Source organism: Rhodobacter sp. P1_C2 (assembly GCF_056406375.1).
Genome location: NZ_JBFUAG010000008.1, coordinates 186,223 through 209,702 on the forward strand (window position 1 = coordinate 186,223; position 23,480 = coordinate 209,702).

The following is a 23,480-nucleotide window of genomic DNA, read 5'->3' on the forward strand; positions in this document are numbered from 1 at the left end:
GGGCGCCAGATGCGGCTGATCAATCAACAGCTTGCCCCGGGGACGGCGGCCCTGATCCGGCTGGCGCCCTTCGGGCTTCTGATCCTCGCCTATCTTGCGGGATCGGCGCTGCGCCTGTCGGAGAACCCCGGCGACAAGCTGTTGCCCAGCCTTGCGACGATGGCCAATACGATCAACACCATGGCCTTCACGCCGGACAAAAGGACGGGGGATTACCTCCTCTGGGCCGATACGCTGGCCAGCCTCAGCCGGCTTGGCTGGGGCCTCGGGATCTCCACCCTGGTGGCGCTTCTGGCGGGGATCGCGATTGGCATGCTGTCGATGCTGCGGGCGCTGGCGGCCCCCTTCGTCGGCTTCGTGTCGATGGTGCCGCCGCTGGCGCTGCTGCCCGTCCTCTTCATCCTTCTGGGTCTGGGCGAGACGGCCAAGATCGCCCTCATCGTGATCGGCGTGGCACCCATCATGATCCGCGATCTGGCCGCCCATGTGCAGGCCCTGCCGAGGGAGCAGATCGTCAAGGCGCAGACCCTTTCGGCCGGAACCTGGCTGGTGGCGCTGCGCGTGGTCCTGCCGCAGGCCCTGCCGCGGCTGATCACCAGCCTGCGCCTGCAACTGGGGCCCGCCTTCCTGTTCCTGATCGCGGCCGAGGCGATTTCGGCCGATTCCGGCCTCGGCTTCCGGATCTTCCTCGTCCGCCGCTACCTCGCGATGGATGTGATCTTCCCCTATGTCGCCTGGATCACCCTTTTGTCGGCGCTGGCCGACCTTGGCCTGAACGCTTTGCGCCGCAAGGTCTTTCCCTGGTCGGATCTGGAGGGCGGTCCATGACAGCCCTGTCGATCGAGAAGGTCTGGAAGGAATACGGCGACCAGATCGTGCTGGAGAATATCTCGCTGGAGATTGCCGCCCGCTCTTTCGTGGCGCTGGTCGGGCCTTCGGGCTGCGGCAAGACCACGCTTCTGCGGATGCTGCTGGGGCAGGAGGTGCCGACCCGCGGCCGCATCCTTCTGGACGGCCAGCCCCTGCCGTCCGAGCCGGGGCCGGATCGCGGCGTGGTCTATCAGCGCTACTCGGTCTTCCCGCATCTGACCGTGCTGGGCAATGTGATGCTGGGGCCGGAGCTGCAGGGCTCCCGCCTTGCCGGGCGGGCCTTTGGCGCGAGCCGGCGGCGCCTGCAGGACGCGGCGCGCCAGATGATCGCCGAGGTCGGCCTTGCAGGGTCTGAGGGCAAATACCCCTCGCAACTGTCGGGCGGGATGCAGCAAAGGCTGGCGCTGGCCCAGGCCCTGATGATGAAGCCGCGGGTTCTTCTGCTCGATGAACCCTTCGGCGCGCTCGACCCCGGCATCCGGGCCGAGATCCACCTCCTGATGAAACGCCTCTGGAACGAGGTGCCGATGACCGTGGTCATGGTCACCCATGACCTGCGCGAGGCTTTCACCCTTGGCACCCGCGTCGTGGCGCTGGAACGCGCCCGCAACCGGCCGGAGGAGAAGCTGCGCTATGGCGCCAGCATCGCCAAGGACATCACGATCTGGCCGCCGCGCGTGGCCGGAACCAAGACCCCATACGACGAAGATCAAACGGCCCGTCGGGACGACCCGACCTTTGAAATGGCCCTCGCCGGGACGGCCCCGCAGAGTTGAGGATCCAGAATGCATCTCCACAGAACCGCTGACCAGATCGCAGCCGACCGCAAGAGATATGAGGAACATCAACGGCTTGGCCTTGAGTTTTCCCCCAAGGCCCTGCCGGAACCAAGCCCGCGCCCCGCACCCGAAGGTGACGGCGTCCTCGCAACCGAGGTCGTGCCGGGCTTCTGGTACACCACCCTTGCGCTGAAGGCGGGCGAGGTCTTGCGCCTCGTCACCGGGCATCGCGCCTCGACCGTCTCACTCGCCGTCTGGTCGGCAAGGGATACGTCCGAGCGGATGAACCTGCCCGACACGGTCAAGGTGCAATGGACGACCGAGCTTTCCAAGGGCAGGGTGATCTTCTCCGACATGGGTCGCGTTTTGCTGTCGATCACCGAGGACAGCTCCGGCGCCCATGATGCGCTGACCGGCGGCTCCTCGCCCGCCACGACCACGGGGCGCAACACGCGGGAGAACATGGTGCTGGCGGCGGGCAAGCTGGGCCTTGACCGGCGCGATCTGCCTGCGCTCTTCAACCTCTTCGCCCCGGTCCGGGTCGATGCCACGGGCGCTTTCGAATGGCGGGGTGCGATGTTGCAGCCCGGCGATTGGGTGGACCTGCGGGCCGAGATGGACGTGCTTCTGGCCCTGTCCAACTGCCCGCATCCGCTTGACCCCGTGCAGGAGGCGGCCCCGGTCACCCTGACCCGGCTCGCCGCCCGCCCAGTGCCCGCAGACGACCTCTGCCGCACCGCCACCGCCGAAGCCATCCGCGGCTTTGAAAACAACGCCCGCGTTTGAGGTTCCAGATGAACAATCCCATGCAAACCTTTGATATCCCCGCCGAAAAGCCCTGGTCCGGTCTGGTCAGAAAGGGCCAGACGATCCGCATTGAGGACAGCTATGGCCAGCAGGCCATCGACACGATCTTCTACGCCGCCCATGACTTCGGCGAGCGCTATTCCAGCCAGGAGACCCTGCGCGCCCAGGGCTCGGCCTATATCGGCAAGGGGTCGAAGGTCATGTCCTCGGAAGGGCGGGTGATGCTGACAGTGACCGCCGATACCTCCGGCCGGCACGACACCTCGGCGGGCTGCTGTTCCTGTGAAAGCAACACGGTGCGCTTTGGCCATGACACCCGCTATCTTCATGCCTGCCGTGAGAATTTCATCATCGAACTGTCGAAGCATGGCATGTCCAAGCGCGACATCGTGCCCAACATCAACTTCTTCATGAACGTGCCGATCAGCCCGAACGGGTCGATGACGATCGACGATGGCATCTCCGCCCCCGGCGATCATGTGGAGCTGGTGGCCGAGATGGATGTGCTTTGCGTCATCTCGAATTGCCCGCAGATCAACAACCCCTGCAACGGCTTCGACCCGACGCCGATCCGCGTCATCATCCGGGATTAAGCGCCATGTTCAGCAAAGTTCTTGTGGCGAACCGCGGCGAAATCGCGGTGCGCGTGATCCGCACACTCCGCCGCATGGGGATCGCCTCGGTCGCGGTCTATTCCGACGCCGACCGCTTTTCCCCTGCCGTGAGGCTGGCGGATGAGGCTTTCCGTCTCGGCCCGGCGCCGGCGACGCAAAGCTATCTCGATGTCGATGCCGTGGTGGCGGCCTGCAAGGCCTCGGGCGCGCAGGCGGTGCATCCGGGCTATGGGTTTCTGTCGGAAAACATCGGCTTCGCCGAAAGGCTGGCGGCGGAGGGGATCACCTTCATCGGCCCTGACCCCGACCATCTGCGCGCCTTCGGCATGAAGCACACGGCCCGCGATCTGGCACTGGCGGCGGGCGTCCCCCTGCTGCCGGGCACCGGGCTTCTGGCCGATATCGAGGCGGCTGCAACGCAGGCGGAGACTGTCGGCTACCCGGTCATGCTGAAAAGCACGGCGGGCGGCGGCGGGATCGGGATGCAGCTTTGCGCCGACGAGGCCGCCTTGCGCGCGGCCTTCGCCAGCGTCCAGCGCACCGCTTCCGCCAGTTTCGGCGATGCGCGGGTGTTTCTGGAACGCTTCGTCTCGGACGCCCGCCATGTCGAGGTGCAGGTCTTCGGCGATGGCAAGGGCAGGGTGGTCGCCCTGGGCGAGCGCGACTGCTCGCTGCAGCGCCGCAACCAGAAGGTCATCGAGGAAACCCCGGCGCCCGGCCTCTCCGATGCCGTCCGCGCCCGGCTGCACAAGGCGGCGACCGACCTTTGCGCCTCGGTCAACTATGCCTCCGCCGGGACAGTGGAGTTCATCTATGACCCCAAGCGCGAGGAATTCTACTTTCTGGAGGTCAACACCCGGCTTCAGGTCGAACATCCGGTGACGGAAGCGGTCTTCGGCATCGACCTTGTCGAATGGATGATCCGTCAGGCGGCGGGCGAAGCCGCGATCCCCGCGGTGCTGCCGCAACCGCAAGGGGCCGCCATCGAGGCCCGGCTTTACGCCGAAATGCCGCATGCCGATTTCCGCCCCTCCGCCGGCCGTCTGACCGAGGTGCGCTTTCCCGCAAGCGCCCGCGTCGATGGCTGGATCGAGACCGGGGCCGAGGTGACGCCCTTCTATGACCCGATGCTGGCCAAGATCATCGTCCATGCCGCGGACCGGCCCGCCGCGATTGCCGCCCTGCAACAGGCGCTGGCAGAGACCTCGGTCGCGGGGATCGAAACCAACCTCTCCTATCTGCGCGCGATTGCCGGGTCGGACCTCATGGCCTCGGGCCTTGTTGCCACCACCGCCCTGCGCAGCTTTGCCTACCGGCCCGAGGGGGTGGAGGTGATCGCCCCCGGTGCGCAGTCGAGCTTGCAGGAACTGCCGGGGCGGCTTGGCCTCTGGCATGTCGGCGTGCCGCCCTCCGGCCCGATGGATGCGCAAAGCTTCCGGGCGGCGAACCGGAGGCTGGGCAATCCGCCCGACACCGCGGCTTTGGAGCTGACGATGACCGGGCCGACCTTGCGTTTTCTGGCGGCGACCAAGGTGGCGCTGGCCGGGGCGCAGATGAGGCTGGTGCTGGACGGGCAGCGCGTGGCGGGGCCGGTGGTCGAGGTGCCTGCCGGGGGCGTGCTGGCGATCGGCGCGATCGAGGGTTCTGGCCAGCGGGCCTATCTCGCCGTGGCGGGGGGATTTGCCGCGCCCGAGGTTCTGGGCTCGCGCGCCTGCTTTGCGCTGGGGCAGTTCGGCGGCCATGCGACCGGGGTCCTGAAGACCGGCGACATGCTGCATCTGGCGGGGGCGGAATGTGCCGCGCCGGAGGTGGTGGCGCCTGCCGACCTGACGCAGGACTGGGAGGTTGCCGTCCTTTACGGCCCGCATGGCGCGCCGGATTTCTTTCAGGACGGCGATATCGAGGCCCTGTTTTCAACACCTTACGAGGTGCACTTCAACTCGGACCGCACCGGGGTGCGCCTTGTCGGCCCCGTGCCGAAATGGGCGCGTCCCGATGGGGGCGAGGCGGGGCTGCACCCTTCGAACCTTCACGACAATGCTTATGCGATCGGCGCCATCGACTTCACCGGCGACATGCCGATCATCCTTGGCCCGGATGGCCCGAGCCTTGGCGGCTTTGTCTGCCCCGCGGTGATCGCGGCCGGGGACCGCTGGAAGATGGGCCAGTTCCGCCCCGGCGACCGCATCCGCTTTCGCCCGGTGCTGAACGACGACCCGGTGGCGGGGCCTGCGGTCCATGGCGCCGGCTCGCCGATCCTCGGGCAGGCGGAGGGCGAGGTGCCGGTGGTCTACCGCCGCCAAGGGGATGACAACCTGCTGGTCGAATATGGCGCGATGACGTTGGACATCGAATTGCGCCTGCGGGTGCATCTTCTGATGCAGGCGGTAAAGGACGCGGGCCTGCCGCTGATCGACGTGACGCCGGGCATCCGCTCGCTCCAGATCCACTACGACAGCACGCGGACCAAACGCAGCACCCTCCTTGCCGCGCTGGCCGAGATCGAGGCGCAATTGCCCCCGGCCGAGGCGGTCACCGTGCCCTCGCGCATCGTGCATCTGCCCCTGTCGTGGAACGACCCGCAGGCGGCGCTGGCTGCGACCAAGTATCAGGATCTTGTGCGGGCGGACGCGCCCTGGTGCCCGGACAATATCGAGTTCATCCGGCGCATCAACGGCTTGGACGACGAAGCTGCGGTGAAGAAGATCGTGCATGATGCGAGCTATCTCGTCCTCGGCCTCGGCGATGTCTACCTTGGCGCGCCGGTGGCGACGCCGGTCGATCCAAGGCATCGGCTGGTCACCACCAAGTACAACCCGGCCCGGACCTGGACGCCGGAAAACGCGGTGGGCATCGGCGGCGCCTATATGTGCATCTACGGGATGGAGGGGCCGGGCGGCTATCAGCTGGTGGGCCGCACCATCCAGATGTGGAACGCCTGGCGGCGGACCGAGGCCTTCCACAGCCAGCCCTGGCTTTTGAACTTCTTCGACCAGATCCGCTTCTTCCCGGTCAGCGCCGAAGAACTGACCGAGGCCCGCGCCGCCTTTCCGCATGGCGGCTATCCGGTGCAGATCGAGGAGACCTCCTTTCGCTGGGCCGACCACAAGCGCCGCTTTGCCGAGGAAGCGGCCAGTATCGCCGCCTTCAAGACCACCCAGCAGACCGCTTTCGAGGCCGAGCGCGCGCGCTGGAAGGCGGCGGGGCTCGACCGTTTCGTGGTGGACGACGGCCCGCCTGCCGCGGCGGAGGCGGTGCCTGCCGGGCTGACCGGGGTCGAAAGCCCGATCCCCGGCAACCTGTGGAAATTCATCGTCTCTCCCGGCGAGGCGGTCACCGCGGGTCAGACCATCGCCATCATCGAATCGATGAAGATGGAAATCACCGTGCCCGCCCCGGCCAGCGGCACCCTGCGCGAATGCCGCGCCCAGCCGGGCCGCCCGGTCCGCGCTGGCGACGTGATCGCGGTGATGGAGGCGGGCTGACCCTTGCCCCCTCCGCCCCTCCGGCAGGGGGGCGGAGGGCTGTGCGCCGTGACCGCGCAGATTGGCGTGAACCCCCGGCTTGCATCCAGCAAAAGCCTCGGCTAAACGACCGCGACCGGGTGGTTAGCTCAGTTGGTAGAGCGTCTCGCTTACACCGAGAATGTCGGCGGTTCGAGACCGTCACCACCCACCATTTTTCCCCTTGGCAAAGATGACCGAAACAAGGCGCGGACCGGCCTGCGCAGGCCCCTGATCTGCTTCATGTCAGGGCAGGGGGCAGCGCGGCATCGGCAGGTCTGGACCTAGCCCAGTCCACCCAAGATTGTGCCCGGTCGCGCCCGGTTCTGGCCCGATTCCGCAGGCTTAGCACCCGCTCGAAGGCCATGGTTCAAAGCGGCTTCCCCGCGGCCCGCGCCGCCCGGCGGTTGCGCGTCCGCCCCTCTTGGCCGCCTTTCGATGCTGCACCGCAAACAACCTGAAATCGCCATATATTCGCCGCACTTAGAAACAAATAATTGGAGAGTTAATGAGCTGTTAAGTGAGTCTTTGGTCCACGGGCGGGCCGGGCCGCGGAAATACAGTCTGTATCGGGGCAAGAACGAAATGAAGATACTCGCGGTCGACGATGACGCCCTTACCCTCGAGCTTCTGGCCGAGGTTCTGCGGCTGCATGGCTATACCAACCTGTCCACGGCCAACAGCGCCGCCGAGGCCGCCGAAATGATCGCTTCGGCGACGGTGCCCTATCAGTGCTTCCTGCTCGACATCTCGATGCCCGAGGTCGACGGGATCGAGCTGTGCCGCTGGATCCGCCGCTCGCCCCGCCACCGCACGACGCCGGTCCTGATGACCACGGCGCTGTCGGACAAGCCCTTCATCGACCGCGCCTTTCTTGCCGGCGCTTCGGATTACGTCACAAAGCCCTTCGATGCCGTCGATCTGACCACCCGCCTGCGCCTCGCTGAACACCAGCTGCAAAGCGAAAGGGCCGCCCCCGAGGTCGTGCAGCCCTCCTCCTCGATCCAGGCCCATGCCGAGGCGCTTGGCCATGTGGCCCTGGCCGAACCCGGTGCGCTGAAGGATGTGGCCGGGCTGATCGAATACAGCGCGCTGGAGAATTACCTGCTGCAGCTGACCCGCGGCGCCTTCCATGGCACCAGCGTGCTTGCCCTGCGGATCGTCGACGTGGGCGACCTTTACTCGCAATGTTCCAGCACCGCCTTCCGCGACATCCTGTCGGATGTGGCCGCCTGCGCGGTCCGCTCGCTGAAAAGCTATGATTGCGTGCTGTCCTATGCCGGCAACGGGATCTTTGCCGGGGTGGTGGGCGCCATCGCCGCCGACGAGATCGAGGCGGTGGAATACAAGATCAACATGATGATCGAGAAGCTGGATCTGACCGATGACCACGGCCATCCCCTGTCGGTGCGCACCGTGGTCGGGCCGGCGCGTCCGGTCGGCATCATGAAGACCGGCCGGGTCGCCGTGGCCCTGCTGCGCCGCGCCATCGAGGATATCGTCTGGAATGCCGGCCGGCCCGCGACCACCGCCGCCGAGCCTGATCTGTCGGCCCCCCTCGTGCTGAAACCCTATAGCCGGGTCTTCTGACCCCCCAGACGGAGCCTGAAACCCCATTTTGGACGCCATCGCACAAAAGATCGAAGAGCTCCGTCCGCGCTTTCTGGCGGCGATGGCGGAGCGCCTGACGCGGTTCGAGGTCATCCGTGACGAGCTGGATGCGGTCAAGGACCCCGGCCCGCTGCTGGACGAGATCCGCTTTGGCGCGCATCGGATGGTGGGGCTGGCCGCGACCCTGGGCTTTGCCGATCTGGGCGCGCTGTCCCAGGCGGTCGAGCTTGCGATCCTCGCCCGGTCGAATGGTGGCGACAGGGCCTGGCCCAATGCCGAGCTTCTGACCGCGATCGACGTGATGATGGGGGAAATGACGCTGCTTCTGGGCGCTTAGGCAGGGGCGCGGGTCAGGGGCAGGGGCAGGGGGCAGGGGCAGGTCGAAAGGCGGCAGCCGGGGGCGGTATGCGCCTCAGGGTAGAGCGGTGATACAGCGTAAGGTAGAGTGGGGCGGGCCGCCCGGTGCATTGGCTCAAACCACCATGAAATCAGGCAGATGGCCCCGGATTTTGCCCGAGAAATCGGCCCCCGGACCTGACTGGACTGTTGTTGATCTGTTCCAACCTGTATAGCCTTCGCCCACGGCTACGGGGTAATGCGACGAAATGGCCACTGAACAGGAAACCGACCTCGAGCACGGCCCCTCCGCGCCCGTGAAGTTGGTTCATATCCTCATTCTTGCCGCGGCCTTCATGGTGCTGAGCCTGACCGGGCTCTACCTTGTGCCGGCCGGGGGGCAGGATGTCCTGATCCTGCGCGGCACCGGGTTCGGGCTGGCGGCGCTGGTGTTCTTTGGCCGCAGGCTTTGGCCGGGGATCTTCCTTGGCGCGGTGGCCAGCCGCATCCTCGTGGCGATGCTGGGCCTGCAGACCATCGCGCCCGGCCCGGCCATGGTCCAGAGCCTGCTTCTGGTGCTGGCCACCACCGCGCAATGCGTGGCGACCGCCGGGATCATCCGCCAGATCTGCGGCTTTCCCCTTCGCCTGACCGGGTTGCGCCAGCTTGCGCTGATCGGCGGGGTGATCCTGCCGGTGAGCTGCCTGTATGTCCCCACCGTCGGCATGGCGATCTTCGTCATCGCGCATCCGGCGGGTTCGGCCAACCTCGTCCACAACTGGCTGATCTGGTGGGTCGGCGATCTGATCGGCGTGGCGCTGACCCTGCCGATGGCGGTTCTGGGGCCATGGAACAAGACGCCGGCCGTCTACTGGCGCGACATTGCCTTGCCGCGGTTCAGCCCCTCGGCCGTGCTTTACATCGGCTGCTCGGTCGCGGTGACCTTCCTGTCCTGGTACGCGATCTCACGCATGGGCGACCGGTCGGATGCGGTGCAGTTCCACACCCTCGTCGAAGACAACGCCCGCGCGCTGCAGCACCGCTTCGATGCCTATGACCTGGGGCTCGAGGGCGGCGCCGGCTTTTACCGCAGCTCGGACAATGTCTCCCAGGCCGACTGGATCCGCTATACCAGCACGCTGAATCTCGAGCAGAACCTCAAGGGGTTGAGCGGGATGGGTTTCATCGAAGAGGTCGATCCCAAGGATCTGGATGCCTTCCGGCAAGAGGCCAAGGACAACGGCGTGACCGACCTGACCATCAAGCCCGAGGTCAGCACCGCGCCGATGCTTCTCGTCAAGCATTTCGCCCCGGCCGCGCTGAGCAATTCGGTCATCGGGCTGAACGTGGGCTTTGAAGAAAGCCGCGCCGAGGCGGCGATGATGGCGCGCGATACCGGCAAGGTGACGATCAGCAAGCCGCTTCTGATGCGGCCGGAGGAGTTGCACCGGATCGGCTTCCTGCTGTTTGCGCCGGTCTACAACACGCCCGCCGTGCCCCTGACGGTGGAGGCGCGCCGCGCGGCCTTCGAGGGCTGGGTCTATGCCCCGGCTCTGGCCACCAAGATGTTGACCGACCTGACGCGCAGCCAGACCAATGACCTGACCGTGTCGATCTACAGCGGCGAGACCATCGACCACGACAAGCTTTTGTACTCGGATGTTGATGTCTCCGGCGTCTCGCGCATTCCGCGCTTTCGCATCGTCGACCGGATGACGATCTTCGGGCAGACCTGGACCTTCGAATGGCAAAGCAGCACGGCTTTCGAGGCGCGCCTGTCCAATGTGCAGGCCCTGGCGATCCTGGTGGTCGGGCTGCTCTTCTCCTTCCTCTTCGGGATCTTCCTTTTGAACCTGACCCGGCGCGAGGATCTGATCCGCGACATCGTGGCCCTGCGCACCGGCGAACTGGCGGCCCAGGTCGAGGAGAACCGCTCGATCATCGAATCCGCGGTGGCCAAGATCGCCTTGCTGGATGGCCAGGGCAATGTCCTGCGCGTCAACGATGCCCTGCTGCGGGTTCTGGGGCGCGAGCGCAGCCACCTGATCGGGATGCCCTTCTCGATGCTGGTCGATGGCCAGCTCGACAGCTACTTCGACCGGCCCCCCGAAAATGCCGACCATCCAAGCTATCGCGGCGTCCTGCGCACCACCTCGGCCTTCGGTCAGGCGATCACGCTGGATGTGCAGATCATTCCCTGGGTCACCGGCGCGGGCGAGTGGCGTTATACCGCCGTCATGCGCAACATCACCGAACAGCGCCGGATCCAGGATCAGCTGCGCTCCACCCAGCACCGGCTTGACCTCGCCCTGACCGGCGCCAAGATCGGCGTCTTCGACATCGACCTGCGCACCGGCAAGTCCATCGTCTCGCGCACCTGGCGCGACCTTCTGGGCTACCGCGACGATGAAGAGGTCGACAGCCAGCAAAGCTGGCTGAAGCGCATCCACCCCGACGATCTGCCCAAGGTCAATGCCGCCGATGCCGCCTGCATCGAGGGCAAGGTCCTGCGCTCGGTCACCGAATACCGGGTGCGGATGCAGGATGGCAGCTGGCGCTGGATGCGTTCGGATGCCGTGGGCGAGGACCGCGACGCCGATGGCCGCGCCTGGCGGCTGATTGGCCTGCAAACCGACGTGACCGACCAGCGCCAGGTCGAAGAGCTGAAGACGCAGTTCGTCTCCACCGTCAGCCACGAATTGCGCACGCCGCTGACCTCGATCAACGGTTCGGTCTCGCTTCTGCTCAACGCGATGTCGGAGGGCCTGCCCGAGGCGGCCAAGCGGATGCTGTCGATCGCCCAGAAGAACTGCGACCGGCTGATCCTGCTGGTCAATGACATCCTCGACCTTGAAAAGCTGGAGGCGGGGCCGCCGAAGCCCCTGCTTGCGGCGGCGGATCTGTCGGTGCAGGTGCTGCGGGCGATCCAGGTGAACCAGCCCTTCGCCTCGCGCTTCAACGTGACCTACGAGACCGACACCACGGCGCCCGGCCTGACCGTGATGATCGAGGAGAATCGCTTCCAGCAGATCATGACCAACCTTCTGTCGAACGCGGCCAAGTTCTCGCCGCGCGGCGGGGTGGTGACGGTCACGGTCGAATCCCAGGGCACCCATGCCAAGGTCTCGGTCACCGACAATGGCCGCGGCATCCCGGCCGAGTTCCACGACCGGATCTTCAAGGCCTTCTCGCAGGTCGACGGCTCGTCCAACCGGCAAAGCGAGGGGACGGGGCTGGGCCTGCACATCGCCAAGAAGACGATCGAACAGATGGATGGCGAGATCGGCTTCGTCTCCGAACCCGGGGTGGCCACCACCTTCTGGGTGACCGTGATGACCGCCACCGGCGTCCACACCCCGCCAGAGGAAGCGACGCAGGCCCCCGTACCCGCCCCCCCGGTCGCCGCGGTGCCGCGCATCCTGCATATCGAAGAGGACAAGGACTTTGCCGCCGTCCTCGCCGCCGCCTTCCGCGGCAAGGCCGAGATCGTCAACGCCTATGACGAGATGGCTGCTTATGCGATCCTGAAAAGCGCCGCCTTCGACCTCGTCATCCTCGACTGGGAGATGGGCGATCTGAGCGGGGCAGAGCTTCTGGCAGAGATTCGCCTGCGCCAGCCCGGCGTTCCGGTGATCGCCCTGACCGGGTTCGAACATCACGCCCATGCGGCCGAGGTCGAAATGACGCTGATCAAATCGCGCATCCATCTGGAGGATGTCGCCACGCGCAGCCTGACGCTGATCAAGACCACAAAGCACCGCGACACAGCCCCCGGCGCCGCCCGCGCGGCCCCCGCCGAGGTCTGACGAGGGGATTTTGCCCCAGCTTTCGGACCTTGACTCAAGAGGTTTGAAAGGGGGGCGCGGGTGCCGAAATTTCCCCCCGCGCGGCGTTAAAAAATATGGCATGGCCTCAGGCCAGTTATCTGGAAGTTAACTCAAAAAGGTCACAGTCTTGCGGATACTCGCGGCTCATAGGTCTCGTGCCCGACGCTACAGCGGTCTGGTTTTGTACAAGTAACATCGCCGTTTCGTTTGGCGCAAATGGGGTAAAGGGTATCGGAATGGCGGACGCCAGAGCATCTTTAATCGCTCAGCTTAGCACCGTCACCAAGGGAATCGGCGACCGGGCCTTTCTGCTCGCAGTCGTCGTTGTGCTTTTGTTGGTGATCTTTGTCATGTTCCGCGCGTTGCAGCGCCGGAACGAGAAGTTGCGGCTCAAGGACGAGGAGCTGGAGCTTTACCGTGGCGCGATGGAGGCGCATGCCATGGTCAGCATCGTGGATGGCGACGGCGTCATCAGCTATGTCAACGGCACGCTGGCCCGGGCGACCGGTTATCTGGGCGACGAGTTGATCGGGCGCGCCTTCAACGAGGTGCTTCTGGACGACAAGGTCGGCTCTTTCGGCGCGCTCTGGTCCAAGGTGCAGACCGGGCAGATGTGGGCCGACGAAACCCGGCTGCGCTGCAAGGATGGCAGCACGCTCTGGACCAAGGCCACCATCGTGCCCTTGATGGACCCTTCGGGCAAACTGGCCCGGGCGATCTGGCTGCGCACCGACATCCGCGAATCCCGGCTTTCGCAGGCGGATATGCAGAACCGCGCGATGATCGACCTCTTGCAGGACGAGGTCTATGTCCTGACCACCGACACGCTGGAGCTGATCTACCTCAACAAGCGGTCGCTGGCCGCGATGGGCTGGACCGCGCAGGAGATGGACGGCAGGGGCCTCGCCGATATCGGCAGCCGCTTCGACGTGTCGATGTTCCGCGACCGCGCCTCGGACCTTCTGTCGGGCGAGATCGACTCGGTCCTTTACGAGGATATGATCAGCACCGGCCCGATCGAGGTCAGCGTCCAGCTTGACCACAGCATCGAGGGCGTGCCGCGCTTCGTGGCCATGGTGCGCGACATTTCAGAACGCAAGAAGGCCGAGCGCGACAAGAAGGAGTTCGTCTCGACCGTCAGCCACGAGCTGCGCTCGCCCCTGACTTCGATCAAGGGCTCGCTGAACCTGATTTCCTCGGGCGCGCTCGGGGCCATTCCCGAAAGATCGGCCCGGCTGATCCAGGTCGCGCTGAGCAATGTCGATCGGCTGGTCCGGCTGATCAACGATCTCTTGGATCTGGAAAAGCTCGACGCCAACATGATGGATTTCACCTTCGAGACCATCGACCTCGTGGCCTTTGCCGATGAGGCGGTGGCGGCCAATGCGGGCTATGGCCATGAATACGGCGTCAGCCTGCGCCGGGTCGGCGCCAGCGGCCCGGTCTATGCCAAGGTCAGCCGCGATGGCATGATGCAGGTCCTGACCAATCTTCTGTCCAACGCGGTGAAATTCTCGCCCCAGGGGCAGGCGGTGGATCTGGGGGTGGAGGAGACTGCCGAGGGCGCCCGCCTGACCGTGACCGACCGCGGCGACGGCATCCCGCCCGAAGCGCAGGGCACGCTCTTCACCCGCTTTGTCCAGGCCCATACCCAGGTCGATGCGCGCCGGGGGGGCACGGGATTGGGATTGAGCATTGCGAAATCCATCATGGACAAGCATGAGGGAAAGATTACCTTCACGAGTGAGATGGGTGCCGGAACGACCTTCATCATCGACCTGCCAAAAGCCGGAAACATGCGTGCGGTGGCCTGACAGGGACGAAGGGCAAGGTTTGTCTTGATCCATCTTCGCGTATTTGGTGAAGTGGTTATTCAAAACACAACTCTGGCAAGAATTGCCCGGACTCCCAAGGAAAAACGATGCCCAAGCTGCCCCGTATAGTGCATGTCGAAGACGATCCGGATATCCGCGAGATTGCGCTGATCGCGCTGGAAATGGTCGGTGGGCTGCAGGTGGTGCAATTCGCATCCGGACGTGACGCGCTGGAGGGGGTCGTGGCGGCGCAACCGGACCTGTTCCTGCTCGACGTGATGATGCCCGGCATGAACGGCGAGGAAACCCTGAGCGCCCTGCGCCAGATGCCGGAATTTGCCCAGACCCCGGCGATTTTCATGACCGCCAAGGCGCAGGCCTCGGATGTGCGCAAGTTCATGGATGCCGGCGCGCTGGAGGTGATCGTCAAGCCCTTCGACCCGATGCAACTGGCGGCCCAGATCCTGGCGATCTGGAACAAATGGCATCAGGCCCGCGTCTCTCCCGATCTGGCGGGCTGAGGCGGGGCGAGGGCGGCCGGGACCTTTCCGGCTGCCGGTCCTTCAGGGGCGTGGTTCAGACCCAGAGTTTCTGCAGCAAACCGGCGAGGCCGGTCACTTGCGGCTCGGGGCGATCGGGGCGGGGGTCATGGCGGGCCGCGATGTCCTGATCCAGCTGCGCCATCGTCATGTACAGAAGCTGCACCGCCGCGGCCCCGCTGCGCAACATCCCGACGCGGACGGGCGCGCCGCATTCAAAGCTGAGCTCGGTCTCCACGTCGAAGCCTTCGGTGGCCGCCAGGCGCTGCAAGGCGTCCTCTGCGGCAATCTCCAGCTCGTCGATCTCGCCAGGGCCGGTGCCATGGGCGACGACGGCGAAGGTGCCGCTGCCGGCATAGGCCACGAAGAAATCGCGCCCGCGCAGGGCCTGCGACAGGGCCTCTGCGACGTCGGCCAGCAGGAAGTGGTAATCGGTCGCCGAAAGCTCGCGGTGATAGTCCGACAGCCCGCGCACCTTGACGCCCAGAAGCGTCGTCGTGCCCAGATCGCCGCGCGACATCTGCAAAAGATAATTCTCGAGATTGACCAGACCGATCACCCCCGGCACATCGGCCACCGTGACGGGCTCGCCAAAGGTCACACGGGCCTCACGCTCCATCTCGTCGCGCAAGAGCCTGACTTCCATCGCCTTTTCGCGGGTCCGCGAGCCTTCCTCGACCAGGCGCTGCGCCATGGCGACACGGGTGCCCAGTTCCAGCGCGTCGAAGGGTTTGGTGACATAATCGGTCGCCCCGGCGGCAAAGGCGCGCTGGATGAAGGCGCGGTCCGACATGGCGGTGACCATGATGACCGGCGTCGCCCCATAGCCGCGCTTGCGCTTGAGCCAGGTGCAGAAGGTGATGCCGTCGATCTCAGGCATCTGGATATCCAGCATCAGGCAATCATAGGGCTGGACCGCGGCCTCTACCTTGGCCATGGCCATCCGGGCCGAGGTCGCAGTCTCGACGTCGTGAAACCCCGATTGCCCCAGCGCAATCTTGAGGATTTCCAGGATCATCTCGTCGTCGTCTACGGCCAGTATCTTCATGCTCTTCTCGATCCGCTGAATGCCGGCGATGGTGAAATCGCTGCCCTGTCGTCGTCGGTATCAGCTCTTCCGGGCGTTGAATGGGTGGGGAGTCGTTCCCGTCTGCCACAGGATGGCCGCACTTTGGGGCCGAATTATGATTAATAAAAGGTAATCCCGGACAAGGTCTTGACCGGGCGCCAATTGCTCATCTGTATTTTAACCGGGGCGCGGATTTGATCGCGGCGCGCCCGCGCGGGGTTATTTGCCGACGTCGAGCGAGTTCAACTCGCTGCGGTCAAAGAGCTTGCGGCGATTGACCGCCAGCACGGCGCGTTTGAATGCCATTTCCGCTCGCTGCACCTTTTTGCCATTGGGCTGCACCGGCTCGCCGGCCGAAATGGTCAGGGGCTGATGGGTCTCGGGCATGTTGCTCTGGCCTTGCGCCAGCTTCTGGTTGATTTCGGCCTCGATGTCGCGGTCGGCAATTGCGCGGGTCTGCACGGCAAGCAGGAAGATCCCGTGGCCGCCATAGGCGATCTGGCAATTCTCCAGGCCGATCACCGCGCAGATCGCGGTGGCCACATCGCGCAGCGCCACGATCCGCGACCGGGTGGAGACGCCGGGACCGATCATGTCGACCTGGTCCAGCTGCACCGCCATGACGACGATATTGCCGATCTCGGTGCGGTTCAGCTGGCCAAGGTAATTGGCCAGGGCGCGCTGTTCGATCAGGCTGGGCGTGCCGACGATCTGCAATTCCAGCGAGCGCTGGCGACCCGCGCCGCCCGGACCGGTTTCATCCTCGGGGCCAAGTTCGGCCTGGGCTTCGATGCGGTCCTGCGCCAGATGCAGCCGCGCGCCAAATTCGATGACATCGAAGGGTTTGGTCGTGTAATCGGTGGCCCCGGCGCGAAAAGCGCTGTCCATGTGCCGCATGTCGCGCATCGCAGTCAGCATGATGACCGGCACATCGCGGTAGGGCGGCATGTCGCGCAGGCGGCGGCAAAGCTCGATTCCGTCCATGCCGGGCATGTCGATGTCGAGAAGAAGGCAGTCGAAAAGCTTTTCCCCGGTGCCGAGCAGGGTCAGCGCATCCCAGCCCGAAGCCGCCGTGGTGACCCGGCGAAAACCCGCCTCGGCCGAGATCATCGGCACCAGTTCGCGGATGAAAGGGTCGTCGTCCACCGCCAGAATCCGCATCGCCGGAACCAGCGATTTGCGCGTCCCGGAGGGTTTTTGGCCACTGGCCGGATCGGGATTAAGCGTGTCGCCGACTTCCGCGCCAGAGGGGGCCTGCGCCGGCAATTCTGCGGGCAATTCCGGGGGTAAGTTGCCAATCGGCTTGATCAAATTGCGAACCGGGTTGCGGGACGCCTGCATTTCTGCCAAAGCTCGACGTGCTGACGACACCGCGAGCATACTTGCCAGAAATGCCAGGCAGAACGTCAGAATGACGACCTCATACGAGGCCCCGGCCAAGAGCGCAGCCGCCGAGGCGACCAATCCTCCCGCGCAACCGATGAGTATCAGAAGCAGCATTTCAGACCCTCCGTATTTGCCCGGACGCGCGCCCTTGTCACGACTGAATTTGGCCAGCTTTCCCGAGGGTTGCTGTGCACGACGGCGGAGGTGGGAAGCTTACGGAACATGGAAGGCTTTCTGAACAGTCGCTTAGACCCTTGTTTGTGTATTTAGTTCTTATGTTTTAAATGTGGCATTTCCGGCCTTTGGTCGGTGAGACTGGACTGGATGCGATGGTTTTTCTTGTGTGTGCCAATGAATTTGACGGCGACACCCGCCAGTCGGGGGTGTGATGCGCCCGAAATTGGCTTGCCCGCGCGCCTTTTCCGGATCGTCTGGCCCGGTCCATCCTCAGACCCCGGCGGCCCTGTTCCCGGAGGCCGCGACACGATGAACGACCTTCTTCTGGTGGAGGCATTCAGAAATTCTGGAGTCGCTGTGATCATCTTGGATTCTGCGGGAAAGATCCTGTTTTCCAGCCAGATGGCCGATCAGCTGCTGGGCCATCCGCCGCCCGGGCTGCAGGGGCGGCATGTCGAGGAGATCCTGTGTTTCAGCGCGCTGGCCGATCTGGGCCGGGATGACGATCTGCCGGCGGGGCAGGCGCGGCTGCATGGGGTCAGGGCGCGGGATGGGGCGGGCAACGGGCTTGAGCTTCAGCTGGAGGTGACGGCCTGGCAGGACCCGGCGGGCCAGACCTGCCACACGCTGATCCTGCGCAACGAGGCCACCGAACGCGCGCTGGTCCTGCAGCTGGAACAGGAATTGTCGATCTCGAAGAACGCGCTGCGCGGGGCGCGGATCGGCGTCTTCGAATACCGCCCTTCGTCGGATGAGGTGATCGTCTCGGACATGTGGCGCGAGCTTCTGGAGCTGACACCGCAGGACACGATCGACGTGCAGGTCGAATGGCGCTCGCGCGTTCATCCCGACGACCTTGCCATAGCACTGGAGCCGGTGCGGCTGTGCCAGGAAGGCCTGGCCGACCGGGCGGGCTGCGAATACCGGCTGCTGCGGCGCGACGGGTCGCATTGGCAATGGATCAAGACCGATATCTCGGTGGCCCACCGCGATGCGGCGGGGGTGCCCACCAGGATCAGCGGCGCCATGATCGACATCACCGAACAGAAGCTGACCGAACAGGCCCTGCTGCGCAGCGTCGAACAGTTCCGCTCGGCCTTTGAAAGCGCCACGATCGGCAAGGCCATCGTCGGGCTGGACGGCGCCTTCCTGCGGGTGAACTCGGCGCTCTGCGATCTTCTGGGCTTCACCCCGGAGGAGATGCTGAAGACCGATCTGCAGACCCTGACCCATCCCGACGATCTGGCCGATGACATCAACCTCTTGCGCCAGCTGGTCGAGGGCAAGGTCTCGTCCTACCAGATGGAAAAGCGCTTCCTGCGGTCCAATGGCGCGATCGTCTGGGGCAACCTCAGCGTGGCCTTGGTGCGTGATGCCGAGGGTCGGCCCGAGCAGTTCATCGCCCAGATCGTCGATGCGACCGAACAGCGCCGCCTGAACGAGATCAAGAGCGAATTCGTCGCCACCGTCAGCCACGAGCTGCGCACGCCCCTGACCAGCGTACTGGGGGCGCTGTCGCTGCTGACCTCGATGGACACCGAGGCCCTGTCCGACCCGGCGCAGCGCCTGCTTTACATCGCTCAGCAGAACGGCAACCGCCTGTTGACGCTGGTCAATGACATCCTTGATTTCGAACGCTTTTCGTCAAAGCAGGTTCGCTTTGCCCTGACGCGCCAGAATATAATGCCGCTGATCGAGGAGGCGGTGATGGCCAGCCTCGCCTTCGCCGACAAATACGAGGTGCGGATGGAGATCCTCTATCCCGGGCAGCCGATCCAGGGCTTCGTCGATGCGCAGCGGCTGGGGCAGGTGATGGCGAACCTTCTGTCCAATGCGGCGAAATTCGCCGATCGCGGCACCCTGGTGCAGATCATCGGCGAGGATCTGGGCGATGTGCTGCGCATCTCGGTGCGCAACGAGGGCCGCGGCGTCCCCGAGGCCTTCCGCGCCCAGATCTTCGAGCCCTTCTCGCAGGCCGACCTCTCCTCGACCCGGACGCATGGCGGTACCGGGCTGGGGTTGAGCATCACCAAGCAGATCGTCGAACAGACCGGCGGCAAGATCGGCTTTGAAAGCGAGGCGCCGGGCGTCACCACCTTCTGGTTCACCATCCCGAAGACCGACCCCAAGGCCGTGTGACCGGCGGCTGCGGCCCCACGGTCGCAGCCCCGGCCGTCCCGCAACAGGTCAGCGCATCATGTGGATATTCGGCGGCCGGCGGCGGTTGACCTTGTTGCGCAGCCGGGTTTCGGCGCGTTCGATCGCCCTTTCGCAGGCCTTGCGGGCGCGCTGGCCGGGATTGGCGCTTGGCCGGATCGGATTGCCGATCGAGATGGTGATGTCCATCGGGCGGCCATTCTCGAATTCCAGGTCCTTGTCGTCCAGAAGGCCCTGCACCTCGGCCTCCAGCCCGGTCGAAGCCTCCAGCGTGGCCTTGCTCGAGACGACGACGAAGGCGCCGTTGCCGGCATAGGCCAGGATGCAGCCATGCTTGGCCAGCGCCCGGTTCACCGATTCCGCCACCTCGCCCAGCATGTCGACATATTCCTTGGTGGTCGTCGTGTCATAAAGTGCCGCGATCTGGTCGACCTTCACCGCCATGACCTGCACGCTGTCCAGACCCGAGCGCGACAGCTGCAGCAGGTAGTTGCGCAGCGCGCCGTAATCGACGCAATCCGCCCCGGCGGTGATCTTGATATCCTCGGCCAGGGTGAAGCCATGCCGCACGGCATTGGCATCCTCGGCCGGGCCAACCTCGAGACCGGCAAACCCGCTCTTGCGGGCGAGAACCAGCGCCTCGATCACCCGCAGACGCGCCCCGACCTCGGCCACTTCGAAGGGCTTGGTCAGGTAATCGGTCGCACCGGCCTTGAAGGCGTCCTCGATGTATTTCTTCTCGGTCATCGCGGTCAGCATGATGATCGGCGTGGTCCGGTAGGCGGCCAGGCGGCGGATATGGCCGCAAAGCTCGATCCCGTCCATGCCGGGCATGTTGATGTCCAGAAGCAGGCAATCAAAGCTGCGATCGCTTTGGCCCAGCATTTCCAGAGCCTCCGCGCCGGAGGCTGCCGTGAATACATCCGGATAACCGGCCTTGGTCAGAATCAAGGGCAGCAGTTCCCGGATGAAATAGTCGTCGTCAACAGCAAGTATCTTCATGCGGGCCTCGATAAAGCAGTTCCTCTGGAGATTCGGATATGACTGTCTTCAACACTGCGCCTCACCCAAAGACGCCTTAAGCCTAGCGCAACAGGATAAAAGGGCAAGCGCATCACGGGAAATTTAGTTGTTCCAATGCAGGGTGAGTTAAGCCAAGCATGTTCTGCGGTCAATCCGCCGCAGTCTGTTTTCCTTCTGCTTCCTTCATTAGCCTCGGCCGACAGGCGGAAATCCACCTTTCAATCCGGCCTCCGGCCGCTGTGGCCACCCCTTGCCTTGCGGATTTCGGCCCTGCGGGGGCGGGCTTGCGCGCTTGGCGCGGCCTGCGGCATGATTTCACTTGCATCCCCGGGCCGAGACGCCAGATAGAGGGCCGAACCTCCAGCGGAATCTCATGCCATGACCTATCAGATCGCTATTCTTGGTGCCTCGGGCTACACGGGGGCGGAGCTTGTCCGCCTGATCGCGACCCATCCGCAGATGGAGGTCGCAGCCCTGGCCGCCGACCGCAAGGCCGGGATGGAGATGGCCGAGGTCTTCCCCTTCCTGCGCCACCTGGACCTGCCCAAGCTGACCAAGATCGAGGAGATCGACTTTTCCAAGATCGACCTCTGCTTCTGCGCCCTGCCGCATGGCACCAGCCAGGAGGTGATCGACAAGCTGCCGCGCTCCCTCAAGATCGTCGACCTCTCGGCGGGCTTCCGCCTGCGCGATGCGGCGGCCTATGAGAAATGGTACGGCGCGCCGCATGTCCACCCCGAATTGCAGGCCGAGGCGGTCTATGGCCTGACCGAGTTCTACCGCGACGAGATCGCCAAGGCGCGGCTCGTCGCCGGTACCGGCTGCAATGCGGCCACCGGCCAGTTCGCGCTGCGGCCTTTGATCGCCGCCGGGGTGATCGACCTTGACCAGATCGTGATCGACCTCAAGGCCGGGGTCTCCGGGGCAGGGCGCTCGGCCAAGGAGAACCTGCTGCATGCCGAACTGTCGGGCGGCACCCATACCTATTCCGCCGGCGGCAAGCACCGGCACCTGGGCGAGTTCGACCAGGAGTTTTCCAAGATCGCCGGCCGTCCGGTCATGGTCCAGTTCACCCCGCATCTTCTGCCGATGAACCGGGGCATCCTCGCCACCGTCTATGTCAAGGGCGACCCCGCCGTGGTCCATGAAACCCTGCGCGCGGCTTACGCGGCGGAGCCCTTCCTGCGGGTGCTGCCTTTCGGCCAGCTGCCCTCGACCCGCGACATTGCCGGGTCGAACTTCTGCCATGTCGGCGTGATCGGCGACCGGATGCCGGGGCGTGCCGTGGTGGTGGCGGTCCTGGACAACCTCAACAAGGGGTCCTCGGGTCAGGCCTTGCAGAACGCCAACCTGATGCTGGGCCTGCCGGAAACCATGGGGCTGATGCTGGCCCCGATCTTCCCGTGATCTGAAGGGGCGAGGTTGCGATGGCCGGGCTCAAGGGGCTGAAGAAGAAGCGGCGCATCCAGATCATTCTGGTGGCCTTCGTGGCGTTGGCCCTGTCCACGGCCCTCATCGGCTATGCGATGAAGGACGGGATCAACTACTACCGCTCGCCCAGCCAGATCGCCGCCAAGCCGCCGGGGGCGGACGAGGTCTTCAAGCTGGGCGGCATGGTGGTCGAAGGCTCGCTGAGCCACGGCACCGACGGCGCCCTGCATTTCGAGGTGACCGATACCAAGGCCACGACCCCGGTGGTATTCAAGGGCGTGCCGCCCGACCTGTTCGCCGAAGGGGCGGGCATGGTCGGCACCGGCAAGATGGAGGGGGGGACCTTCGTCGCCTCGGATATCCTGGCCAAGCATGACGAGAAGTATAACCCCAAGGAAGTCGTCGACATCATGAAGGCGCAGGGCGTCGATATCACGATGCCGGAGAAGCCCACCAACTGAGGGCGCGCGCTGTGGTTAAGCGAAATTAACCGCTGAGGCGGAGTCTGGCCCGGTCACCAATGGGGGCCGCTCATGCCGGATGTTCACCAGATCGCCTTGGAAATCGTCGCCCGCGAGGGCGGTTTCGTCAACGACCCTGCCGATCCGGGGGGCGCCACGAACCACGGCGTCACCATCGGCACGCTGCGCGCGCTTGGCCGCGACCTGACCCATGATGGCCGCGTCGATGTCGCCGATGTCCGCGAACTGACCCGCGCGGACGCGGTGGAGATCTTCCTCAGCCAGTATTTCGACCGTCCCGGCCTGTCGCGCCTGCCCGAGGCGCTGCAACCGGTGGTCTTCGACATGTATGTCAATGCGGGCGCCATGGCGGTCAAGCTGCTGCAGCGCGTGCTCAAGGCCTGCGGCCATCCTCTGCGCGATGACGGCGTGATCGGGCCTGCCACCCTCTCCGCCGCCAAGGCCGAGGCCGCCAAGGGCGCGCAGGCGCTCATCGACCGCTACAGCATCGCGCGGCGCGACTTTTACTACGGCCTCGCCGATGCCCGCCCGGCCAGCCGCAAATATGCCTGCCGCAAGGATGGCGGCAAGGGCGGCTGGATCACGCGGGCCGAAAGCTTCCTCTCTCCCGCCCTCCGCCTGAGCGAGGCGCAGCATCAGGCGCGCGTCGCCGCCTGGGCCAAATGACCCTCCCACCGCAAGGATAAAGAACATGGACATGACCAGGATCACCAATGAAGTCGAAGCGGCTGCCGAGGCGCTGACCGCCGGCGCGGCAGGGCCGATGCCGCCCGTGCAGATGCAGACCAAGACCGGCAAGGCCGGCTACGACCACCTGATCGATGCGCTGAACCGCCTGCCGCGCCCCTTGCTGGCACTTGGCACGCTGGTGGTCTTCGTGGTGGCGGGCATCAATCCCGCCTGGTTCGAGGCGCAGATGCAGGCCCTGAACGCGATGCCCGAACCGCTCTGGTGGCTGCTCGGCGCGGTGCTGACCATGTTCTTCGGCTCGCGCGAAGCCTATTACATCCGCCAGAAGACCCCGCCGAAACCCTGAGGCACCGGCCCGCCTGCCC

The 23,480-nt window shown here is 65.2% G+C and carries 18 protein-coding genes and 1 tRNA gene; 16 read left to right on the plus strand and 3 right to left on the minus strand.

The window, feature by feature from the left end; translation table 11 throughout:
- Positions 1-9 precede the first annotated feature (9 nt).
- The 11 genes from AC1DZT_RS15600 (at position 10) to AC1DZT_RS15650 (ending at position 14,682) form a co-directional block, all read left to right on the plus strand.
- The gene (locus AC1DZT_RS15600; RefSeq protein ID WP_478007567.1) at positions 10-828 is read left to right on the plus strand and encodes an ABC transporter permease; all 819 of its coding nucleotides are present in this window, start codon (positions 10-12) and stop codon (positions 826-828) included.
- Positions 825-1,646 carry an ABC transporter ATP-binding protein gene (locus AC1DZT_RS15605; protein WP_478007568.1) on the plus strand — a complete coding sequence of 274 codons (822 nt, stop codon included), beginning with the start codon at positions 825-827 and terminating at the stop codon, positions 1,644-1,646. The genes AC1DZT_RS15600 and AC1DZT_RS15605 overlap by 4 nt, the downstream gene beginning before the upstream one ends.
- Before the next feature lie 9 nt (positions 1,647-1,655).
- Positions 1,656-2,435, plus strand: coding sequence for an urea amidolyase associated protein UAAP1 (locus AC1DZT_RS15610; RefSeq protein ID WP_478007569.1), 780 nt, complete (start codon positions 1,656-1,658; stop codon positions 2,433-2,435).
- 20 nt (positions 2,436-2,455) lie between these two features.
- A complete protein-coding gene (locus AC1DZT_RS15615; RefSeq protein ID WP_478007570.1) occupies positions 2,456-3,049 on the plus strand; it encodes an urea amidolyase associated protein UAAP2 in 594 nt (197 codons plus the stop codon).
- A 5-nt stretch (positions 3,050-3,054) separates the two neighbouring features.
- On the plus strand, positions 3,055-6,555 hold the full coding sequence (locus AC1DZT_RS15620) for a 5-oxoprolinase/urea amidolyase family protein (protein ID WP_478007571.1): 3,501 nt from the start codon (positions 3,055-3,057) through the stop codon (positions 6,553-6,555).
- 117 nt (positions 6,556-6,672) lie between these two features.
- Positions 6,673-6,748, plus strand: a tRNA-Val gene (locus AC1DZT_RS15625).
- Between the two features lie 410 nt (positions 6,749-7,158).
- Positions 7,159-8,163, plus strand: a complete 1,005-nt coding sequence (locus AC1DZT_RS15630) for a response regulator (RefSeq protein WP_478007572.1) — start codon at positions 7,159-7,161, stop codon at positions 8,161-8,163.
- 28 nt (positions 8,164-8,191) lie between these two features.
- Positions 8,192-8,521 (plus strand): Hpt domain-containing protein, encoded by a 330-nt coding sequence (locus tag AC1DZT_RS15635; RefSeq protein ID WP_478007573.1) that lies wholly within the window; start codon positions 8,192-8,194, stop codon positions 8,519-8,521.
- Between the two features lie 268 nt (positions 8,522-8,789).
- Positions 8,790-12,326, plus strand: coding sequence for a CHASE domain-containing protein (locus AC1DZT_RS15640; RefSeq protein WP_478007574.1), 3,537 nt, complete (start codon positions 8,790-8,792; stop codon positions 12,324-12,326).
- Between the two features lie 371 nt (positions 12,327-12,697).
- The gene (locus tag AC1DZT_RS15645; protein WP_478007575.1) at positions 12,698-14,161 is read left to right on the plus strand and encodes an ATP-binding protein; all 1,464 of its coding nucleotides are present in this window, start codon (positions 12,698-12,700) and stop codon (positions 14,159-14,161) included.
- Between the two features lie 107 nt (positions 14,162-14,268).
- Positions 14,269-14,682 (plus strand): response regulator, encoded by a 414-nt coding sequence (locus AC1DZT_RS15650; RefSeq protein WP_478007576.1) that lies wholly within the window; start codon positions 14,269-14,271, stop codon positions 14,680-14,682.
- Positions 14,683-14,737: 55 nt separating this feature from the next.
- Here AC1DZT_RS15650 and AC1DZT_RS15655 read toward each other — a convergent pair whose 3' ends face one another.
- Both AC1DZT_RS15655 and AC1DZT_RS15660 read right to left on the minus strand, forming a co-directional pair.
- Positions 14,738-15,748 (minus strand): response regulator, encoded by a 1,011-nt coding sequence (locus AC1DZT_RS15655; protein WP_478007577.1) that lies wholly within the window; start codon positions 15,746-15,748, stop codon positions 14,738-14,740.
- Between the two features lie 240 nt (positions 15,749-15,988).
- The gene (locus AC1DZT_RS15660; RefSeq protein WP_478007578.1) at positions 15,989-16,930 is read right to left on the minus strand and encodes a response regulator; all 942 of its coding nucleotides are present in this window, start codon (positions 16,928-16,930) and stop codon (positions 15,989-15,991) included.
- A gap of 759 nt (positions 16,931-17,689) precedes the next feature.
- On the opposite strand from AC1DZT_RS15660, the gene AC1DZT_RS15665 reads away from it, so the two are divergent.
- Positions 17,690-19,471 (plus strand): sensor histidine kinase, encoded by a 1,782-nt coding sequence (locus AC1DZT_RS15665; RefSeq protein ID WP_478007579.1) that lies wholly within the window; start codon positions 17,690-17,692, stop codon positions 19,469-19,471.
- Positions 19,472-19,519: 48 nt separating this feature from the next.
- Here the strand turns inward: AC1DZT_RS15665 and AC1DZT_RS15670 are convergent, their stop codons facing one another.
- A complete protein-coding gene (locus AC1DZT_RS15670) occupies positions 19,520-20,491 on the minus strand; it encodes a response regulator (RefSeq protein WP_478007580.1) in 972 nt (323 codons plus the stop codon).
- 399 nt (positions 20,492-20,890) lie between these two features.
- Here AC1DZT_RS15670 and argC point away from each other — a divergent pair, with 399 nt between their 5' ends.
- The 4 genes from argC to AC1DZT_RS15690 all read left to right on the plus strand — a co-directional run bounded on the left by argC (position 20,891) and on the right by AC1DZT_RS15690 (position 23,461).
- A complete protein-coding gene (argC, locus tag AC1DZT_RS15675) occupies positions 20,891-21,919 on the plus strand; it encodes an N-acetyl-gamma-glutamyl-phosphate reductase (protein ID WP_478007581.1) in 1,029 nt (342 codons plus the stop codon).
- A gap of 20 nt (positions 21,920-21,939) precedes the next feature.
- On the plus strand, positions 21,940-22,404 hold the full coding sequence (gene ccmE / locus AC1DZT_RS15680) for a cytochrome c maturation protein CcmE (RefSeq protein ID WP_478007582.1): 465 nt from the start codon (positions 21,940-21,942) through the stop codon (positions 22,402-22,404).
- A gap of 72 nt (positions 22,405-22,476) precedes the next feature.
- A complete protein-coding gene (locus AC1DZT_RS15685; protein WP_478007583.1) occupies positions 22,477-23,091 on the plus strand; it encodes a holin-associated N-acetylmuramidase in 615 nt (204 codons plus the stop codon).
- Between the two features lie 25 nt (positions 23,092-23,116).
- A complete protein-coding gene (locus AC1DZT_RS15690) occupies positions 23,117-23,461 on the plus strand; it encodes a 3TM-type holin (RefSeq protein WP_478007584.1) in 345 nt (114 codons plus the stop codon).
- Positions 23,462-23,480 lie beyond the last annotated feature (19 nt).

Coding starts and splice junctions, on each gene's coding strand:
- AC1DZT_RS15600 (WP_478007567.1), top strand. CDS start 10: ATGCGGCTGATCAATCAACAGCTTGCCCCGGGGACGGCGGCCCTGATC.
- AC1DZT_RS15605 (WP_478007568.1), top strand. CDS start 825: ATGACAGCCCTGTCGATCGAGAAGGTCTGGAAGGAATACGGCGACCAG.
- AC1DZT_RS15610 (WP_478007569.1), top strand. CDS start 1,656: ATGCATCTCCACAGAACCGCTGACCAGATCGCAGCCGACCGCAAGAGA.
- AC1DZT_RS15615 (WP_478007570.1), top strand. CDS start 2,456: ATGCAAACCTTTGATATCCCCGCCGAAAAGCCCTGGTCCGGTCTGGTC.
- AC1DZT_RS15620 (WP_478007571.1), top strand. CDS start 3,055: ATGTTCAGCAAAGTTCTTGTGGCGAACCGCGGCGAAATCGCGGTGCGC.
- AC1DZT_RS15630 (WP_478007572.1), top strand. CDS start 7,159: ATGAAGATACTCGCGGTCGACGATGACGCCCTTACCCTCGAGCTTCTG.
- AC1DZT_RS15640 (WP_478007574.1), top strand. CDS start 8,790: ATGGCCACTGAACAGGAAACCGACCTCGAGCACGGCCCCTCCGCGCCC.
- AC1DZT_RS15645 (WP_478007575.1), top strand. CDS start 12,698: ATGTTCCGCGCGTTGCAGCGCCGGAACGAGAAGTTGCGGCTCAAGGAC.
- AC1DZT_RS15650 (WP_478007576.1), top strand. CDS start 14,269: ATGCCCAAGCTGCCCCGTATAGTGCATGTCGAAGACGATCCGGATATC.
- AC1DZT_RS15655 (WP_478007577.1), bottom strand. CDS start 15,748: ATGAAGATACTGGCCGTAGACGACGACGAGATGATCCTGGAAATCCTC.
- AC1DZT_RS15660 (WP_478007578.1), bottom strand. CDS start 16,930: ATGCGGATTCTGGCGGTGGACGACGACCCTTTCATCCGCGAACTGGTG.
- AC1DZT_RS15670 (WP_478007580.1), bottom strand. CDS start 20,491: ATGAAGATACTTGCTGTTGACGACGACTATTTCATCCGGGAACTGCTG.
- argC (WP_478007581.1), top strand. CDS start 20,891: ATGACCTATCAGATCGCTATTCTTGGTGCCTCGGGCTACACGGGGGCG.
- ccmE (WP_478007582.1), top strand. CDS start 21,940: ATGGCCGGGCTCAAGGGGCTGAAGAAGAAGCGGCGCATCCAGATCATT.
- AC1DZT_RS15685 (WP_478007583.1), top strand. CDS start 22,477: ATGCCGGATGTTCACCAGATCGCCTTGGAAATCGTCGCCCGCGAGGGC.
- AC1DZT_RS15690 (WP_478007584.1), top strand. CDS start 23,117: ATGGACATGACCAGGATCACCAATGAAGTCGAAGCGGCTGCCGAGGCG.